The 16312-nt window shown below is 59.9% G+C and carries 15 protein-coding genes and 1 tRNA gene; 7 read left to right on the forward strand and 9 right to left on the reverse strand.

Features of this window, described 5'->3' with window-relative positions:
* Positions 1 to 212: 212 nt before the first annotated feature.
* The 4 genes from D8U82_RS11020 to D8U82_RS11035 all read left to right on the forward strand — a co-directional run bounded on the left by D8U82_RS11020 (position 213) and on the right by D8U82_RS11035 (position 4480).
* Positions 213 to 1526 (forward strand): MFS transporter, encoded by a 1314-nt coding sequence (locus D8U82_RS11020; protein WP_130902201.1) that lies wholly within the window; start codon positions 213 to 215, stop codon positions 1524 to 1526.
* Positions 1527 to 1640: 114 nt separating this feature from the next.
* Entirely contained in the window at positions 1641 to 2957 is a 1317-nt protein-coding gene (locus tag D8U82_RS11025; RefSeq protein ID WP_110602983.1) for a PAS domain-containing methyl-accepting chemotaxis protein, read from the forward strand.
* Positions 2958 to 3174: 217 nt separating this feature from the next.
* Positions 3175 to 3774, forward strand: a complete 600-nt coding sequence (locus D8U82_RS11030) for a flavin reductase family protein (protein ID WP_130902202.1) — start codon at positions 3175 to 3177, stop codon at positions 3772 to 3774.
* Between the two features lie 73 nt (positions 3775 to 3847).
* Positions 3848 to 4480 (forward strand): LysE family transporter, encoded by a 633-nt coding sequence (locus D8U82_RS11035; RefSeq protein ID WP_130888168.1) that lies wholly within the window; start codon positions 3848 to 3850, stop codon positions 4478 to 4480.
* A 73-nt stretch (positions 4481 to 4553) separates the two neighbouring features.
* On the opposite strand, the gene ggt is transcribed toward D8U82_RS11035, so the two are convergent.
* From ggt to D8U82_RS11055, 4 genes are all read right to left on the reverse strand, one after another.
* The gene (gene ggt / locus D8U82_RS11040; RefSeq protein WP_130888169.1) at positions 4554 to 6386 is read right to left on the reverse strand and encodes a gamma-glutamyltransferase; all 1833 of its coding nucleotides are present in this window, start codon (positions 6384 to 6386) and stop codon (positions 4554 to 4556) included.
* Positions 6387 to 6590: 204 nt separating this feature from the next.
* A complete protein-coding gene (locus D8U82_RS11045) occupies positions 6591 to 6839 on the reverse strand; it encodes a bacteriocin immunity protein (RefSeq protein ID WP_130888170.1) in 249 nt (82 codons plus the stop codon).
* Positions 6840 to 6889: 50 nt separating this feature from the next.
* The gene (locus D8U82_RS11050; RefSeq protein ID WP_130888171.1) at positions 6890 to 7159 is read right to left on the reverse strand and encodes a bacteriocin immunity protein; all 270 of its coding nucleotides are present in this window, start codon (positions 7157 to 7159) and stop codon (positions 6890 to 6892) included.
* A gap of 9 nt (positions 7160 to 7168) precedes the next feature.
* Positions 7169 to 8419: an S-type pyocin domain-containing protein gene (locus D8U82_RS11055; RefSeq protein ID WP_130902203.1), complete on the reverse strand. Its 1251-nt coding sequence runs from the start codon at positions 8417 to 8419 to the stop codon at positions 7169 to 7171.
* A gap of 364 nt (positions 8420 to 8783) precedes the next feature.
* Here D8U82_RS11055 and D8U82_RS11060 point away from each other — a divergent pair, with 364 nt between their 5' ends.
* A complete protein-coding gene (locus D8U82_RS11060; protein WP_232245458.1) occupies positions 8784 to 9176 on the forward strand; it encodes a helix-turn-helix transcriptional regulator in 393 nt (130 codons plus the stop codon).
* Positions 9177 to 9255: 79 nt separating this feature from the next.
* Complete coding sequence (locus D8U82_RS11065; protein ID WP_130902204.1) at positions 9256 to 9459, forward strand: SymE family type I addiction module toxin; 204 nt, start codon at positions 9256 to 9258, stop codon at positions 9457 to 9459.
* A gap of 382 nt (positions 9460 to 9841) precedes the next feature.
* Here D8U82_RS11065 and D8U82_RS11070 read toward each other — a convergent pair.
* Together D8U82_RS11070 and D8U82_RS11075 are read right to left on the reverse strand one after the other, a co-directional pair.
* A tRNA-Met gene (locus tag D8U82_RS11070) sits at positions 9842 to 9918 on the reverse strand.
* A 115-nt stretch (positions 9919 to 10033) separates the two neighbouring features.
* On the reverse strand, positions 10034 to 12091 hold the full coding sequence (locus tag D8U82_RS11075) for a methyl-accepting chemotaxis protein (protein ID WP_130902205.1): 2058 nt from the start codon (positions 12089 to 12091) through the stop codon (positions 10034 to 10036).
* 332 nt (positions 12092 to 12423) lie between these two features.
* On the opposite strand from D8U82_RS11075, the gene D8U82_RS11080 reads away from it, so the two are divergent.
* Positions 12424 to 13641, forward strand: a complete 1218-nt coding sequence (locus D8U82_RS11080) for an MFS transporter (RefSeq protein WP_073473520.1) — start codon at positions 12424 to 12426, stop codon at positions 13639 to 13641.
* Positions 13642 to 13823: 182 nt separating this feature from the next.
* On the opposite strand, the gene ychF is transcribed toward D8U82_RS11080, so the two are convergent.
* From ychF to D8U82_RS11095, 3 genes are all read right to left on the reverse strand, one after another.
* Complete coding sequence (gene ychF / locus D8U82_RS11085; protein ID WP_016773202.1) at positions 13824 to 14924, reverse strand: redox-regulated ATPase YchF; 1101 nt, start codon at positions 14922 to 14924, stop codon at positions 13824 to 13826.
* Positions 14925 to 14946: 22 nt separating this feature from the next.
* Positions 14947 to 15531, reverse strand: coding sequence for an aminoacyl-tRNA hydrolase (pth, locus tag D8U82_RS11090; RefSeq protein WP_016773203.1), 585 nt, complete (start codon positions 15529 to 15531; stop codon positions 14947 to 14949).
* A 171-nt stretch (positions 15532 to 15702) separates the two neighbouring features.
* Positions 15703 to 16305, reverse strand: a complete 603-nt coding sequence (locus D8U82_RS11095) for a 50S ribosomal protein L25/general stress protein Ctc (protein WP_024014298.1) — start codon at positions 16303 to 16305, stop codon at positions 15703 to 15705.
* Between the last annotated feature and the right edge of the window lie 7 nt (positions 16306 to 16312).

Consider the following 16312-nt stretch of genomic DNA (forward strand, 5'->3'; position numbering starts at 1 on the left):
GAACTGACGCTTTCGCGAGCAGGCTCGCTCCCACATGGGCGGCTGGTCGGTGTTGGCGTGGTCCCTTGGACAGGCGCTAACAGTAAATCAAGCGCCGCCCTTTTGTTGAGCAGGTTTTCGCAAACCGAGACTATGGTCTGACGGGTTGTCGATCCGCGCTTTTGCGTAGACCATGAGCGCCTTGGTTTTTGCCGATGCCTGAGTTCTTTGTCATGACTGCCAATTCTCCAGCCCGACCGGCGCCGTTCAGCCGTGCCGATTACAAGACCCTCGGCCTTGCGGCGCTCGGCGGGGCGCTGGAAATCTACGATTTCATCATTTTCGTATTCTTCGCACTGACCCTGAGTCAGTTGTTCTTCCCGCCGGAAATGCCCGAGTGGCTGCGTTTGCTGCAGAGTTTCGGCATCTTCGTCACCGGTTATCTGGCGCGGCCGCTGGGCGGGATTCTGATGGCGCATTTCGCCGATCGTCTGGGCCGCAAGAAGGTCTTCAGCCTGAGCATCCTGATGATGGCGCTGCCGTGTCTGCTGATCGGGATCATGCCGACCTACGCGCAGATCGGCTATTTCGCGCCCTTGCTGTTGCTGGCGCTGCGCATCCTGCAAGGCGCTGCGGTGGGTGGTGAAGTGCCAAGTGCCTGGGTGTTCGTCGCCGAGCATGCGCCTGTCGGCCATCGCGGTTACGCCCTCGGTTTCCTGCAAGCCGGCCTGACCTTCGGTTACTTGATCGGCGCACTTACCGCGACCTTCCTTGCGCAGGTGTTCACGCCTGCGGAAATACTCGATTACGCCTGGCGCTATCCGTTTCTGCTCGGCGGCGTGTTCGGCGTGGTGGGCGTTTATCTGCGCCGCTGGCTCAGCGAAACCCCGGTGTTCATGGCCATGGAGGCGCAACGCGAGGCGCGGGTCGAGCTGCCGCTGCGCACGGTGCTGCGTGAACATCGTCTGGCCATGCTCCCGGCCATGTTGCTCACCTGCGTACTCACCTCGGCAGTGGTGGTGTTCGTCGTCATCACCCCGACCATGATGCAGAAAACCTTCGGCATGACCGCCAGCCACACCTTCGGCCTCAGTGCCTTGGGCATCGTTTTTCTGAATATCGGCTGCGTGATCGCCGGTCTGCTGGTCGACCGCATCGGCGCCTGGCGCACGGTCATGCTCTACAGCCTGTTGCTGCCGCTGGGCATTGGCGTGTTGTATGGCTGCCTGATTATGGGCGGCCATTGGATCGGCATGGCCTATGCGGTCGCCGGTCTCGCTTGTGGGGTAGTGGGTGCGGTGCCTTCGGTGATGGTCGGGCTTTTTCCGGCGCGGATTCGCGTGTCGGGCATTTCCTTCACCTACAACATTGCGTACGCGGCGTGGGCAAGTATCACGCCGCTGTTGCTGATTGGTCTGATGCCGTGGAGCCCATGGATCTGCGTGTTCTTCTGTGCAGTGATGGGCGCGGTGGGGATTGTGACGGCGGCGTATTTCGGTGCGCGCATGCCACGTACCGGACCGTGTCAGGCGGCCGGCGCTGCCTGAACCGCAAGCGCCGGATTATTTTCGACTGACGGGTCTGAAGCTGGCTTCAGAAAAGCTGCGCAAGGCCGATGGCTAGGTTGTATCCGCTAACTACCCTGCCATCGGTGCTTTCCCATGTTCAATAAACGCTTGAAACAAGAGCTGGCCGCTCTGCGCGAAGAACTTTCCAGCCTTGTACAAGTGAAGGAAAGCCTGGAAAGCGAAATGCTCGCGCTGACCCTTGAGCCCGACGGGCGGATTCGTTCGGTCAACCAGAATTTTCTCGATGAAATGCTCTACAAGAGCCAGGACCTGGTCGGCCGGGCAATTGAAGACATCGTGCCGGCCCACGTCAAAACCGACGAATTCCATCAGCGCTTCAAAAACTCGATGAGCCGTGGCGAGCATTTTGCCGGCGCCGTGCGCCTGTTGCGCGGCAATGGCGACGAGGCGTGGCTGCGTTCCATCGTGCAACCGGTGCGCTCGTCCGATGGCCGGATCAGACACATCTCCTTCTACGCCAGCGACCTGACCCGCACCATCGAAGCCTCCCGCGAGCATGAGAACCTGATCGGCGCGCTGGTGCGCTCTACCGCCGTGATCGAGTTCGACCTCAACGGCAATGTGCTCAGCGCCAATGATCGCTTCCTCAACGGCATGGGTTACAGCCTGGCGCAGATCAAAGGCAAACATCACCGCACGTTCTGCGCCCCGGATGAGTACAACAGCGCCGAGTACCAGAACTTCTGGCGGCGCTTGAACAGCGGTGAATTTGTCGCTGGCCGCTTCAAGCGTATCGACAGCCATGGTCGGACGGTGTGGCTGGAGGCGTCCTACAACCCGGTGGTCGATGCCAACGACAAACTGTACAAAGTAGTGAAGTTCGCCACGGTGATCACGGATCAGGTCAACCGCGAGCAGGCGGTTGCCGACGCAGCGAGCATCGCTTACAGCACCTCGCAACAGACCGACAGCACCGCGCAACGTGGCACCACGGTGGTCACCGAAGCGGTCAACGTGATGCGTGACTTGTCGCGGCACATGCAAGCCGCCGGCGAAGGTATCGAGGCGCTCAACGAGCAGTCGTTGGTGATCGGCACGATCGTCAAAACCATCAGCGGCATTGCCGAACAGACCAACCTGCTGGCGCTCAACGCCGCGATCGAAGCCGCCCGGGCCGGCGAGCAGGGCCGTGGTTTTGCCGTGGTCGCGGACGAGGTTCGGCAACTGGCCTCGCGCACCAGCCAGGCGACGGACGAAATCGTCGGCGTGGTACGGCAGAACCAGGAAATGGCCCGCAATGCCGTGGCGCTGATGACCGACGGCAAGCTTCAGGCTGAACAGGGCCTGGCGCTGGCGGCGGAGGCGGGCACGGTGATTGTCGAGATTCAGGACGGTGCGCAGAAAGTGGTGGATGCGGTGGGGCAGTTTGCCAATCAGCTCTCTCACTGACACCGCACTGATCGTTCCCACGCTCTGCGTGGGAATGCCGCCCGGGACGCTCCGCGTTCCTTCGCTGGCGTGACGCAGAGCGTCACAGGATGCATTCCCGCGCAGAGCGTGGGAACGACCACAGAGGGGCAGCGCCGCATCTGCTCGCTCCCACAGGTTCTGTGTTTCTCCAGTGGCAGCGCTACAATCGGCTCCTTTTCCTCCGGAGCAGATCCCCATGAGCGTCTCCCACCGCCGTCCGGTGCTCTTGAACAAAGCCTACCGCCTGCTCAACCACGGGCCGACCGTACTGGTCAGCGCCGCTCACGACGGCCAGCGCAACATCATGGCCGCCGCCTGGGCCATGCCGCTGGATTTCGAACCGCCGAAAGTCGCCGTCGTCCTCGACAAATCCACCTGGACCCGCCAGTTGCTCGAAGCCTCCGGCACTTTTGTGCTGAACGTGCCTTGCGTCAATCAGGCCGATATCGTGCAAACCGTCGGCAACACCTCCGGCCTGGCAATCACCCGCAACCAAGGTCAGGACAAGTTTCAGGCGTACGGCCTGCACACCTTCGCTGGCGAACAGATTGAAGCGCCGCTGCTTGAGGGCTGTGTCGCCTGGCTCGAATGCCGCCTGCTGCCGGAGCCGCGCAATCACGAGCAATACGACCTGTTCCTTGCCGAAGTCATTGCTGCCCAGGCCGATGAGCGTGTGTTCAGCGACGGGCGCTGGCATTTCGAGGGGCAGGATAGATTGCGTACCTTGCACCACGTGGCGGGCGGGCATTTCCTGAAGATTGGGGATGGGGTGGATGGCAAGACGTTGGCGGTTTAAATGACGTTGATGGAAAACCGTCAGCGGATGTAGCAAGGTAGAGGCTTGATTCCACTGCTCAGGCGCAACGCTCATGGACGTTTCTGTTGCCGGTTATCTTGCCCCGTTGCTGTCGCTGGCGCTGTTGTGGACAGTGGCGGTGGTCACGCCCGGGCCAAATTTCTTCAACATCGCGCAACTCGCGGCCAGTCACTCGCGCCGACATGGCGTGGTGGCTGCGCTGGGCGTGGCCACCGGCACGGTGCTGTGGGGCCTTGCTGGCGGCTTGGGAATCAAGACGCTGTTCAACGCCGCGCCGACCCTCTATCTGGGCTTCAAGATTGCCGGCGGTTGCTATCTGATTTATCTGGGGCTGAAGCAATTCAAGCGCAAGGCTGCGATTGCCCCCGGTGCATCGGCTGCGCCCCGGCAGACTTATTTCGGCGTCTACGCTCGCGGTTTCCTGGGCAACATGACTAATCCGAAATCGGCACTCTTTGTCGCCACCATCTTCGCCACCGCCATGCCGCCCCACGTGCCGCCGCTACTGCTGGCGCTGGCCGTGCTGACCATGGCCACGCTGTCGTTCAGCTGGTATTGCAGCGTCGCTCTGTTCTTCGCCAGCCGCCGGGTTGCCGGTGTCTACGAGCGGTCACGCCAGTGGCTGGATCGGTTGGCAGGTGGGTGCTATTTGTTGTTTGGGGTGCATTTGGTGGCGAATCGCTGATCAATGAGAGCAATCGCTGTGCGCAAAAAAAGGCCTACCTCCCGGTAAGCCTTTTCTGCCCACTTCGTAATACTCAATCCCCCAACGCCTCTCCCTCACGCCGAGGATCGGCACCCCCCGTCAATGTCGCTTTGCCCTGCGCATCCTTCACCCGCACGATCGCTTGGGTGCCGCTGGTCATGTCGATTTCGCTGAGCGTGTGGCCCTTGTCCTTGAGTGCCTGAATCAGCGCTGGGCTGAACTGTCCCTGTTCCAGTTCGGTGGGGCCATTGCGGCTGCCGAAGTTGGGCAGGTTGATCGCACTTTGTGCATCGAGGTTCCAGTCGAGCAGGCCTATGGTGGTTTTCGCCACGTATTCGATGATCTGCGAGCCGCCGGGTGAGCCGACCGTGGCGACAAATTCACCAGTGTTGCGATCAAAGATCAGCGTCGGCGCCATCGACGAGCGTGGGCGTTTGCCCGGTTCGACGCGGTTCGCGACTTTCTGCCCGTTCTCTTCGGGGATGAAAGAGAAGTCGGTCATCTGGTTGTTCAGCAGAAAACCCTGAACCATCAGGTGCGAGCCGAACGCGGCTTCGATGGTGGTGGTCATCGACACGGCGCCGCCGAGATCATCAACCGCGACCACTTGCGAAGTCGAGATGCGCAACGGCGAGCGGTCCGGTGCGTAGGCCACCTGTACGCCCGGCGGTGTGCCCGGTTTGGCGCTGCCCATGCTGCGCTCGCCGATCAGGCTGGCGCGGCTGGCCAGGTAGGCAGGATCGAGCAGACCTTTGACCGGCACCGGGACGAAGTCGGTGTCGGCCACGTATTGCGCACGGTCGGCATAGGCCAGACGTTCAGCCTCGGCGATCAGATGCACCGCTTGCGGCGCCGGTTCGATGCCGGCCGGCCTATTGCTGTTCACTGGTTTAAGCGGGGTCAGCGACAGGCGTGGATCGCGAGTCTCCAGCGCCTGCAACGTGCCGAGAATCTGCGCCACGGCGATCCCGCCCGACGACGGTGGCGGCATGCCGCAGACCTGCCAACGCTTGTAGTCGGTACACAGCGGCGCGCGTTCCTTGGCCTGATAGCGCTGCAAATCGTTCAGCGACAGGCTGCCGGGGTTGGCGTGCTGTTGAACCTTGGCGACGATCTCTTCGGCGATCGGACCTTTGTACAGCGCATCGGCACCTTTGCTGGCGATACGTTTGAACACGGCCGCCAACTTCGGGTTCTGCAGGCGCGTGCCGACAGCTTTGACGCTGCCATCCTCATTCAGGAAGTACGCAGCCATGTCTGGCGACTGGCGTATCAGTGGATCGGCAGTCAGCAGCGAATGTAGACGCGGGGGAATCGCAAAGCCTTGCTCGGCCAGTTTGATCGCTGGCTCAAACAGCTTCGCCCATGGCAAGCGACCGTGCTGCCGATGCGCCAGCTCCAGCGCGCGCAATACCCCGGGCGTACCGACCGAGCGCCCGCCGATCTGCGCTTGCGTAAAGGCCATCGGTTTACCGTCAGCCTTCAGGAACAGCTTCTCGGTGGCCCCGGCCGGCGCCGTTTCGCGGCCGTCATAGGTGCGCACCTGCTTGCCATCCCACAACACAATCATCGCCCCGCCACCGATCCCGGAAGACTGCGGCTCAACCAGCGTCAACACCGCCTGCATCGCAATCGCCGCATCAATCGCCGAACCACCCTGACGCAACATCTCCCGCCCGGCTTCGGCCGCGAGCGGATTGGCAGCGGCAGCCATGTGTTTATTGGCGTGCCGGGTTTGCAGATCAGTGCGGTAACCGGATGCAGCTTCCGGTGCCAGCGGCAATGAAGAAGAGGGCGGGGCGTTGCATGCGGTGAGGGTCAGAGCGCTGACAAGCAGTGTCAGGGCTGGCAGGCGAAAGCGCTTCAAAGGCTGGGCTGGAAACACGCGGGATCTCCGTCCGTGGGGTAGAAGTCTTGGGGGACTTTATCGAGCGGGCCGGCGGGGTGCAAACTGCGTGAGGATTACAGCACTCCCGCTCAGCGGCCGCGCCAATCGATTGGCCGAAAACGATGCCCTTGTGGGAGCGAGCCTGCTCGCGAAAGCGGTAGCTAGGGTGGTGCGATCTTCTTGAGAGTATTGCAGGGTAATTTATTGCTTGAAGCCGGACAGACCACGGGTAGAACGCCAGTCTTTCACAATTTTGGTAATGCCCTCGGCTGTTTGTTGTTTCATATCCTCGGGCCAATAGATGAGGTCAGTGCCCGCTGGGTGCTCACACAGACGTACAAATTCAAATAACAGCGGATCGAGAATCTCGTCTGGGCTTGTGTTGGCTGCAAGAACAGATTGCACAAATTTCAAGAATTCTGCTTCGGTGTAGTCGGATATGTTAGTCATAACGTTCTCAAGTTGAAGTTCCACAGCTCAAATGAAACGGGCGGCAGGATTCATGTCTTGAACCCGGGTAGTCGATTCGCTTCGCGCCATGCCATGACTGTACGAGCTATTCCGGCAGATGTTGTATCTGCTCCGGGCTCGGGGTAGTAGATCAGATCCATCCCGCTCGGATGTCCTACTATCTTGTTGAAGTGCAGAATCAATGCATCTGCACGGAGATCTGTCGGCGCTATATCTTCCTTTCTTATTTCATCTATGAGATCAATGAAATCCTGCTCGGTATAGTCGGAAAAGCTGCTTTTGATGAATGGGTCGCTCATGCTATGCCCTTATTTACGGTGTACGTCGACATGGTTTTTGGGTGTGTAGACCCTTAGGTTATCTACGTTGTAGATATCACCACCTTCGGATATCGGTTCCACATGATGAATCTCATGAGAGATCCTTTTCCCTGCTGCATCACCTAAGCGGGCGCGGGGCGCATTTCCGTTGCGCATACGTCGTAGATTATCTTCGCTGACCTGTTGTGCCACTGCGCTGTCTTTTGAGGCAACGGCCCAAAAAGCCCGCCTAAACGAATCAAAACTAGAATATTCGCTCCCTCTGAGTTTATCCGCGATGCTGGTCGGAATAGGGGCGCCATCCTGAGCTTGAGCATGGTCAAGCCAAATACCGCCCACATCCTCCCCCACCCCCGTAACGATCCCCGGCGTCTGCCTCGCCGGCCTCGAATAAACCACATATAACGACTTCAGCCCGGTGTCCGCCGGGAACACCAGAATACAATCCTCGGCCGTTACATCCTCGCCCGGCAGACCCTCAATCTGGCTATCGGTGTTGTCCGGGATCGGGTGGACGAGGATCGGGTCGAGTGCCTCACCGTGGTCGGGATAAACCAGCGGAGGCATCGACCCCAGCGGCCCGCGTTGCGGCGTCCAGAGAATGGTGATGCCGTTGAGCTTGGCCTCCATGGCTGTCTTGTCGGCGTTCCACTTGACGTTCACCGTGCGTACGGCGTCGTCGCCAGAGGCGCCGGAATGGATGCCGTAAACCCGCAGAACACCTTCGGCATCACGACGAAACTGGAAGCGCACGCGCGTGGTGGCGCGGCTCATGCGGCGTAGTTCTTCGTCGGTGTGAAGCGTGCCGTCGGCCATTTTGCTCGGCAGCATTCCCAGCACAAACACGCTGGCCGGCCCGCCGGCGCCACGGATGGCCCAGTTCAGGCGCTGTTGCAAAATCCCGCCGCCGGCCAGACGCCCCAAAGCCAGGTCAGCACCTATCGCCGTCGCGACCGCGGTACTGGCGGAGGGCATGAGCATGGCGCCGGCGACCATGATCTTGCCGAAGTTGCTGGCTGGCTCCTTGGCAGTGCCAGCGTCCGTGCGACACCAGTTGTCCGGCGTGCAGGACTTGGCAAAGACCCTGTCTTCGCGTGGCCTGGGCGCAGGCCACTCGTCCTTCTCGATGTACACCGACTCCTCCGGCGCTCGAGGTGGCAACCACCCGCCCCATGACGCACCGCCGTAATCGCGTGCCCAAGCCCAGTCTTCGTCGAAAAGAGATTTGAATCGAGCCATGACAACTCCCTGTATGGCTTTGAATCGAGCCGGGGAAGCTTGTCGGTCCAGGGGGAGTTCGGGGAGAGAGGGGCGGGTACTTGAAATGACGAAAAATCTAGTTCTTACGTGAGCAGAGCCTGCTTCCTACAGGGCTATCTCAGTGCGTCGGTTTTGCGCCTGATTCAGGCGAAATTATCGTCGGTCGCGCCTGTAGTCTTTTCGTATGAATGGCGGATTACGCCGGATTTCTCTTACAGATTATTCAGGTCGACAACCTACGCGCCGCTGCCTGAGGATGGTTTCTGTAGTTTTTCCAGGATGGATATCAGATGAAGAGGATGAGTCCGTTGCCTTTCGATTTTATTTTCAGTCGGCCGCTGTCATGAGCATTTCCAATGAGGATCGTGATTTTCTGGTGGCGTTGGGCAGTCGCATTGCACATTTACGCACGGTGCACGAGATAACACAGACGCGGTTTGCAAGGGCTTTAGGTCTTTCCCGGCAGACCTTTCAGGGTTACGAGGAGGGCACGCGCAGCATGCCGGTCACGACACTGGTGAAGATGGCATTTGCGCTTCGCGTTCCCGTTGAAGACCTGCTCGGGGTTCCCTCGTACACGGAGACGCCCAGACGCAGCTTGACCTCGACGTGGTATCGACGGCTGCAGTCCATCAATGAGCTTTCGAAGGTCCAACAGAAGGTAATTGCGCAGATGCTTGACGCGCTGATCGCACAGGCAGCGACCAAAACAAGCGACGAAGAAAGAGAAATTTGAAGTAACCCTAAGAACGCGGAACCAGGGTGCGCCAACACCCTGGCTCCGCTAACCACAAGCAGCTAAACAGGAGCTAATCATGGCTAAAACCAAGCATACGTCATCAACCCCCATCACTGAACGCCGGTTGAAAATCGCCGCTGATTTTTACCCGGTCCACACAAAGGACACACCCTACAACCCCGGCAAGCCTGTGCCTTGGATCAGGCTGCGCGGGCTGTGGTTGGGGCAAGCGGGATTCGAGGTAAACGAGAACGTCAAAGTGCGCGTGATGAAAGGGTGACTGGTGATTACAGCGGAATAGATGAATCATCCAAGTAAAGCCGCAACGCCATTTGCGTAGGAAAAACGCCGCTAACCCTCAAGGGATAGCGGCGTTTTTTCTCATATAGCGCTCTTGATTATCTAGAGTTTTATGGCGGGCGGGGCCCGTAATACCTGGCTAAAAGCCTGGTTGGGAGGAAGGCATTATCTTGAATTTGATATGTGGCTTATATGAAAAAAGGCGCAGTGCAAACTGTAAGAAAGTCTGACGGATGAGCGGCTGCGAGCCCACTGATCAATCGAAAGGGCTGAAGATCGACCTTCTGTGGGTGGGGAACCGGAGGGGGAATTATTGCAGGCATAAAAAACGGCCTACCTTTCGGTAAGCCGTTTTTAGTACTTGGTGGCTACACAGGGACTTGAACCCCGGACCCCAGCATTATGAATGCTATGCTCTAACCAACTGAGCTATGTAGCCAAGTGGCGCGCATTATTCCCCTGAAATGGCAAAGCGTCAAGCGTAAATCGAAAATATTTCTTCCTGTTTTCAACCGCTTATCCTCCAGCCCCGAAAATCGGGGCCGGGGAGGGCGTCAGCGCAGTTGGAATCTGGCGGTATTGGCGCTCAGGGCCTCGCTGCCCTGGCTCAAGGTGTCCGCCGCGAGGTTTACGGCGCGTGCACCTTCAAGCAAACGCACCGCGGCCTGATCGACCTGCTGGATATTGCCGCTGACTTCGTCGGCGGTGCTGGCCTGTTCTTCAACTGCCGTGGCGATTTGCGCCAGGGTGTCGGTGACGCTCTGTACGGCGCTGGCGATTTCTCCCAGGCGTTCGCCGAGTCCGGTGACCGCCTCGGCATCCGATTGCGCCTGACCACAGGCGGCTTCCATCAGGCTTACCGCTTCGTTGACCGTGGCACGCAGGCTGTCGACAGTGCCGGCGATCTGCGCGGTGGACGATTGCGTGCGTTGCGAGAGGCTGCGCACCTCGTCGGCGACCACGGCAAAGCCGCGACCCTGTTCACCGGCGCGGGCGGCTTCGATAGCCGCGTTGAGCGCGAGCAGGTTGGTCTGCTCGGCGACGCCGCGAATGGTGTCCACGACCAGTTGAATCTGCTGGCCTTGCTCGCTGACCCGGCCCAGCGCCGCGGCGGTGTCGTTCAGGCGCTGATTGAGCTGCTGAATGCTGGCCGTGGTGCGCTGGCTGTCGCGGCTGCTGTCGGCGGCGATGCGCCGGGTCTGCTGGGCGCTGCCCGAGGCCTGTTCGCAACTCTGCGCGACGCCTTGCGAGGTGGCGGCCAATTGCGTGGCGGCAGCGGCAATCTGGCTGATCTGCAACTGCTGCGCCTCGACTTCACCGAGGGCGCCGCTGGAGTGTTGGTTGAGGCTGCGCACCGCATTGCTCAACTGCGAGGTCTCGTGGTCGACGCCGAGCATGCTGCTGCGCAATTGCACCACGGCGACGTTGAGCGCGGTGCTGATCGCTGCCAGCTCATCGCGCCCCACCACCGGTACTTGCAGGCTCAGGTTGCCGTCGCGCAAGGCCTCAGCGAGCAAGGTGATGCCGCTGGCACTGCGGCGGATCGAGGCTTGCAGGCAGACGAACAGGTACAACGCGGCCAGCAGCAGGCAACCGAAGATTGCGGCGACAACAATGAACTGGCGGATCGCCGAGCTGTAATAAGCATCGAGCCGCTGATCCAGCGCGACCAGGGATTGCTGGCGCAGGGAAGCAAGGTCGGTGAGCAGCGCGTCGAGGCTGCGTTCGAAGTCCTCTGGCTTGAGGTTGATGCTGCCGCCAAACACACCGTCGTCGAGAACTTTCAGGCCGCTGTCGAGGTGTTTCAGGCTGTCGTGATACTGGCCAGCCCAGGCTTGCAGCTCGGCTGGCAGATGCGCCTCCAGCAGGCCGGCGGTTTTCACCAGTTGCTCGCGGGCGTCCCCGATGCGACTGCGCAGGTCGCGCAACTGCAGGCGGCTCTGCAGGGTGAACTGCCCGGAGACGACCGAAGCCTGGCCGACCGCGGCGAGACGGCCGACCCGCTCGATCAGGTCCGGCGCGTGTTGCGTGGAAATCTGCGTCAGCAGGTAGGTTTCCAGCCACGGCGCGAGGGTCAGGCGATTGTCCATGACGATCTGCTCGCGTAAGGCTTGCAGCGCGCCCAGGGCATTGGTGAAGCGGTCATAACCGTCCGGCCACCAGCCGACACTGCTGAGGCTTTTCGAATCAAGGCCATTGAGTGCGGTTTGCAGCGCCTGAAAGCGTTCGAGGATTGCGCCGTCGGCGCCTTGCTGGTTCAGAGCATTGCCCAGCTCGGTGGTGGCTTGCAGCACCGCCGGTTGCACGCCGTCGAAGGCAGCCATGGCGGCGAGGGTGGCCGGTGTCGGCTGACGATTGGTCTCGGTGGCGCGCCAGCGGGCGGCGCGGTCGCGTTGAGCGGCGAGCAGGTTGTCCAGCGCATCCAGCGCGAGCAGCTGACGCACGCCGGCACGTTCGCCGGCGATCAGATTGAGCTTCTCGCGATAGTCATGGCCGATCATCAACAGGCTGCCGGCCAGCGGCAGAATGAACAGCAGAAACAACAATTGGAATTTACCTGCGAAGCCAAACCGCCCCAGCAATTTGATCCCCGGTGAAAGGAAAGCCTGCATGCCTCATGACTCCTCTGGACACCACGCACCATTGGCGTGCATCGCGAACCTTTCGGCTGCGACCTGTGCCCTCTAAAAGGCCTCGAAAGTTCACCCATGCCCGCTCTGTAGGCCGGCTCTGTAGCGAAACTTCCCATTGTCGAGCGCCTTTGTAAGGCGATCGTGTTCAAGGGCAGAAGCAAGGCAAGATTCAGACCATGGCGTTGCGCTATCACCGTTTGCTCGACGACCAGTCAGTTAGTTAGCTGCCTAAGGGGATGGCGCGAGCGCACCGAAAAATGGCACATTGACGCACCTGCCTGCGGGCACCCATCTGCTGTCCGGAATTTTCCATGGCTATCAGCAACGTTCAGACCGCCGCTGCCTCGGCGACCGCTGCTCCGCAAAGCAGCCCCTTGGTGATGCGCATCATCGGCGCGGTGGCGCTGGCGCATTTGATCAACGACCTGATCCAGTCGGTTCTGCCGTCGATCTACCCGATGCTCAAAGCCAACTATGGCCTGACCTTCACCCAGGTCGGCCTGATCACCTTGACCTTCCAGTTGACCGCGTCGCTGTTGCAGCCGTGGGTCGGTTACCACACTGATCGCCACCCCAAGCCGTGGCTGTTGCCGGCGGGCACGGTGTGTACGTTGATCGGCATTCTGATGATGTCGGTGGTCGGCAGCTTCCCATTGATTCTGCTGGCGGCGGCGCTGATCGGCATTGGCTCGTCAACCTTTCACCCGGAAGCCTCGCGTGTTGCGCGACTGGCCTCGGGCGGCCGGTTTGGTCTGGCGCAATCGACCTTTCAGGTCGGCGGCAATGCCGGCTCCGCGTTCGGCCCGTTGCTGGCGGCAGCGATCATCATTCCCTTCGGCCAGGGCAATGTGGCGTGGTTTGGACTGTTCGCGGTGTTTGCGCTGTTCGTGCTGTACCGCATCAGCCGCTGGTACGCCAATCACCTCAACTTGTTCAAGCTCAAGGCCGGCCAGGCGGCGACGCACGGCTTGTCGAAGGGCAGGGTGACCAGTGCGCTGGTGGTGCTCGGGCTGCTGGTGTTCTCCAAGTATTTCTACATGGCCAGTTTCACCAGTTACTTCACCTTCTACCTGATCGAGAAGTTCGACCTGTCGGTGGCCAGCTCGCAATTGCATCTGTTCCTGTTCTTGGGCGCAGTGGCGGCGGGGACGTTCTTCGGCGGGCCGATTGGCGACAAGATCGGGCGCAAGGCAGTGATCTGGTTTTCCATCCTGGGGGTGGCGCCGTTCACCTTGATCCTGCCGCATGTCGATCTGTTCTGGACCAGCATTCTCAGCGTGGTGATCGGCTTCATTCTGGCGTCGGCATTCTCGGCGATCGTGGTGTACGCGCAGGAACTGGTGCCGGGTAATGTCGGGATGATTGCCGGGATCTTCTTCGGCCTGATGTTCGGTTTCGGCGGGATTGGTGCCGCGCTGCTCGGGCATCTGGCGGATGTGCACGGGATTGAGTATGTGTACTTCCTGTGCTCGTTCTTGCCGTTGTTTGGTGTGTTGGCGATCTTTTTACCGCGTACCAGAAAGGCCTGAACAGACGAATCGAACTGTGGGAGCGAGCCTGCTCGCGAATGGGTGGGTCAGTTGACGAATGCTTAGCTTACACGCCACATTCGCGAGCAGGCTCGCTCCCACGGGGAAATATACTCAGTCACTGAATTTCAGGCACAAAAAAGCCGCGTATCAAACGCGGCTTTTTCTTGCCCGGCTGTTGCTTAGACGTTGAAACGGAAGTGCATCACGTCGCCGTCCTTGACGATGTAATCCTTGCCTTCCAGACGCCATTTGCCGGCTTCTTTGGCGCCGGCTTCGCCTTTGTACTGGATGAAGTCGTTGTAGGCGATGACTTCGGCACGGATGAAGCCTTTTTCGAAGTCGGTGTGGATCACGCCAGCGGCCTGTGGGGCGGTGGCACCGACCTTGACGGTCCAGGCGCGGACTTCTTCGACACCGGCGGTGAAGTAGGTCTGCAGGTGGAGCATTTCGTAGCCGGCGCGGATCACGCGGTTCAGGCCAGGCTCTTCCAGGCCCAAGGCCTCGAGGAACATGTCCTTCTCTTCGCCGTCGTCGAGCTCGGCGATTTCCGCTTCGATCTTGTTGCACACCGGAACGACCATGGCGCCTTCTTCTTCGGCGATGGCCTTGACCACGTCAAGGTGCGGGTTGTTCTCGAAACCATCTTCGGCAACGTTGGCGATGTACATGACCGGCTTGGTGGTCAGCAGGTGGAAGCCCTTGATCACTGCCTTTTCGTCAGCGCTCATGTTCTTCATCAGGCTGCGCGCCGGTTTGGCTTCGGTGAAGTGCGCGATCAGTTGCTCGAGCAGAGCCTTCTGAACCACGGCGTCCTTGTCACCGCCCTTAGCGTTGCGCGCGACTTTCTGCAGTTGCTTCTCGCAGCTGTCGAGGTCGGCAAAGATCAGTTCCAGGTCGATGATTTCGATGTCGCGTTTCGGGTCGACGCTGTTGGACACGTGGATCACGTTGTCGTCTTCGAAGCAGCGCACCACGTGAGCGATAGCGTCGGTTTCGCGGATGTTGGCCAGGAACTTGTTGCCCAGGCCTTCACCTTTCGAGGCGCCGGCGACGAGGCCGGCGATGTCGACGAATTCCATGGTGGTCGGCAGGATGCGCTTCGGATTGACGATGGCCGCCAGAGCTTCCAGGCGCGGATCCGGCATCGGCACGATGCCGCTGTTCGGCTCGATGGTGCAGAAGGGGAAGTTCTCGGCCGCGATACCGGATTTGGTCAGGGCGTTGAACAGGGTGGACTTGCCGACGTTAGGCAGGCCGACGATGCCGCAATTGAATCCCATGGTGTTTCCCCTCGGGTAAAAGTCAGGCCTTCTGGCTGTGCAGGTTTTTCATCGCGCGGTTCCATTCCCCGGCGAGGATATCCGGCAGCACGCCGAGGGCAAAGTCGATGCTGGCATCGAGTTTTTCCTGTTCGGCGCGTGGCGCACGACCCAGGACGAAATTTGAAACCATACTGGCAACGCCCGGATGGCCGATGCCAAGCCGCAGGCGGTAGAACGTATTCTGATTGCCCAGTTGCGCAATGATGTCGCGCAACCCGTTGTGACCGCCATGGCCGCCGCCCTGCTTGAGCTTGGCAACGCCCGGAGGCAAGTCGAGTTCGTCATGCGCCACGAGGATTTCTTCAGGCTTGATGCGGAAGAAACCGGCGAGTGCCGCCACGGCCTGGCCGCTGCGGTTCATGTAGGTGGTGGGAATCAGCAGACGAACATCCTGACCCTGATGCGAGTAGCGCCCGGTCAGGCCGAAATATTTGCGATCGGCCACAAGATTCACATTCTGTGCGTGGGCGATGCGCTCAACAAAAAGGGCCCCTGCGTTATGCCGGGTCTGTTCGTATTCAGCGCCTGGATTTCCCAGGCCAACGATCAGTTTGATGGCAGTCACGATAGGGGCCCTTCCTTGGAGTGGTGGATAACATCGCCGCGATCGGGGAAAGCGGCGAAAGTGGACGAAAAATGCTCATTTACCATGGATGTAAACTCCGCGTTCTCGCCCGCTTTCTCGCTACGTTCCAGTCCGCGATGTTACTTGCTCACTCCGGCATGACAGAGTGAATTACTCTGCTTCGCCTTCTTCGGTAGGTTCTGCAGCAACACGTGGAGCGTGGACGTTGGCAACAGCCTTGTCATCGCCGTGTGCCAGAGCAACGAACTCAACACCTTTAGGAGCTTTGAGGTCCGACAGGTGAATGATGGTGCCGATTTCTGCTTTCGACAGGTCGACTTCGATGAACTCAGGCAGATCTTTTGGCAGGCAGGTCACTTCGATTTCAGCAACAACGTGCGAAACTTCGCCGCCTTTCTTCACTGGAGCTTCTTCGCCAACAAAGTGTACAGGCACGATGGCGGTCAGTTTCTGGCCGGCAACAACGCGTACGAAGTCAGCGTGCATCACGTGGCCTTTGGCCGGGTGACGCTGCAGAGCCTTGATGATGACGTTCTGCTTGGTGCCACCAACGTTCAGCTCGATGATGTGGCTGTAAGCCGCTTCGTTTTCGAGCAGTTTGGCAACTTCTTTGGCCAGCATGCTGATGGATTCAGGGGCTTTGTCGCCACCGTAAACAACAGCTGGAACCAGAGCGGCGAGACGACGCAGGCGGCGGCTCGCACCTTTCCCCAGGTCGGAACGCACTTCAGCATTCAGAGTAAAATCGTTCATTTTGTAT

It is taken from the genome of Pseudomonas sp. Sample_23, from assembly GCF_004307595.1.
Lineage (GTDB): Bacteria > Pseudomonadota > Gammaproteobacteria > Pseudomonadales > Pseudomonadaceae > Aquipseudomonas > Aquipseudomonas atacamensis.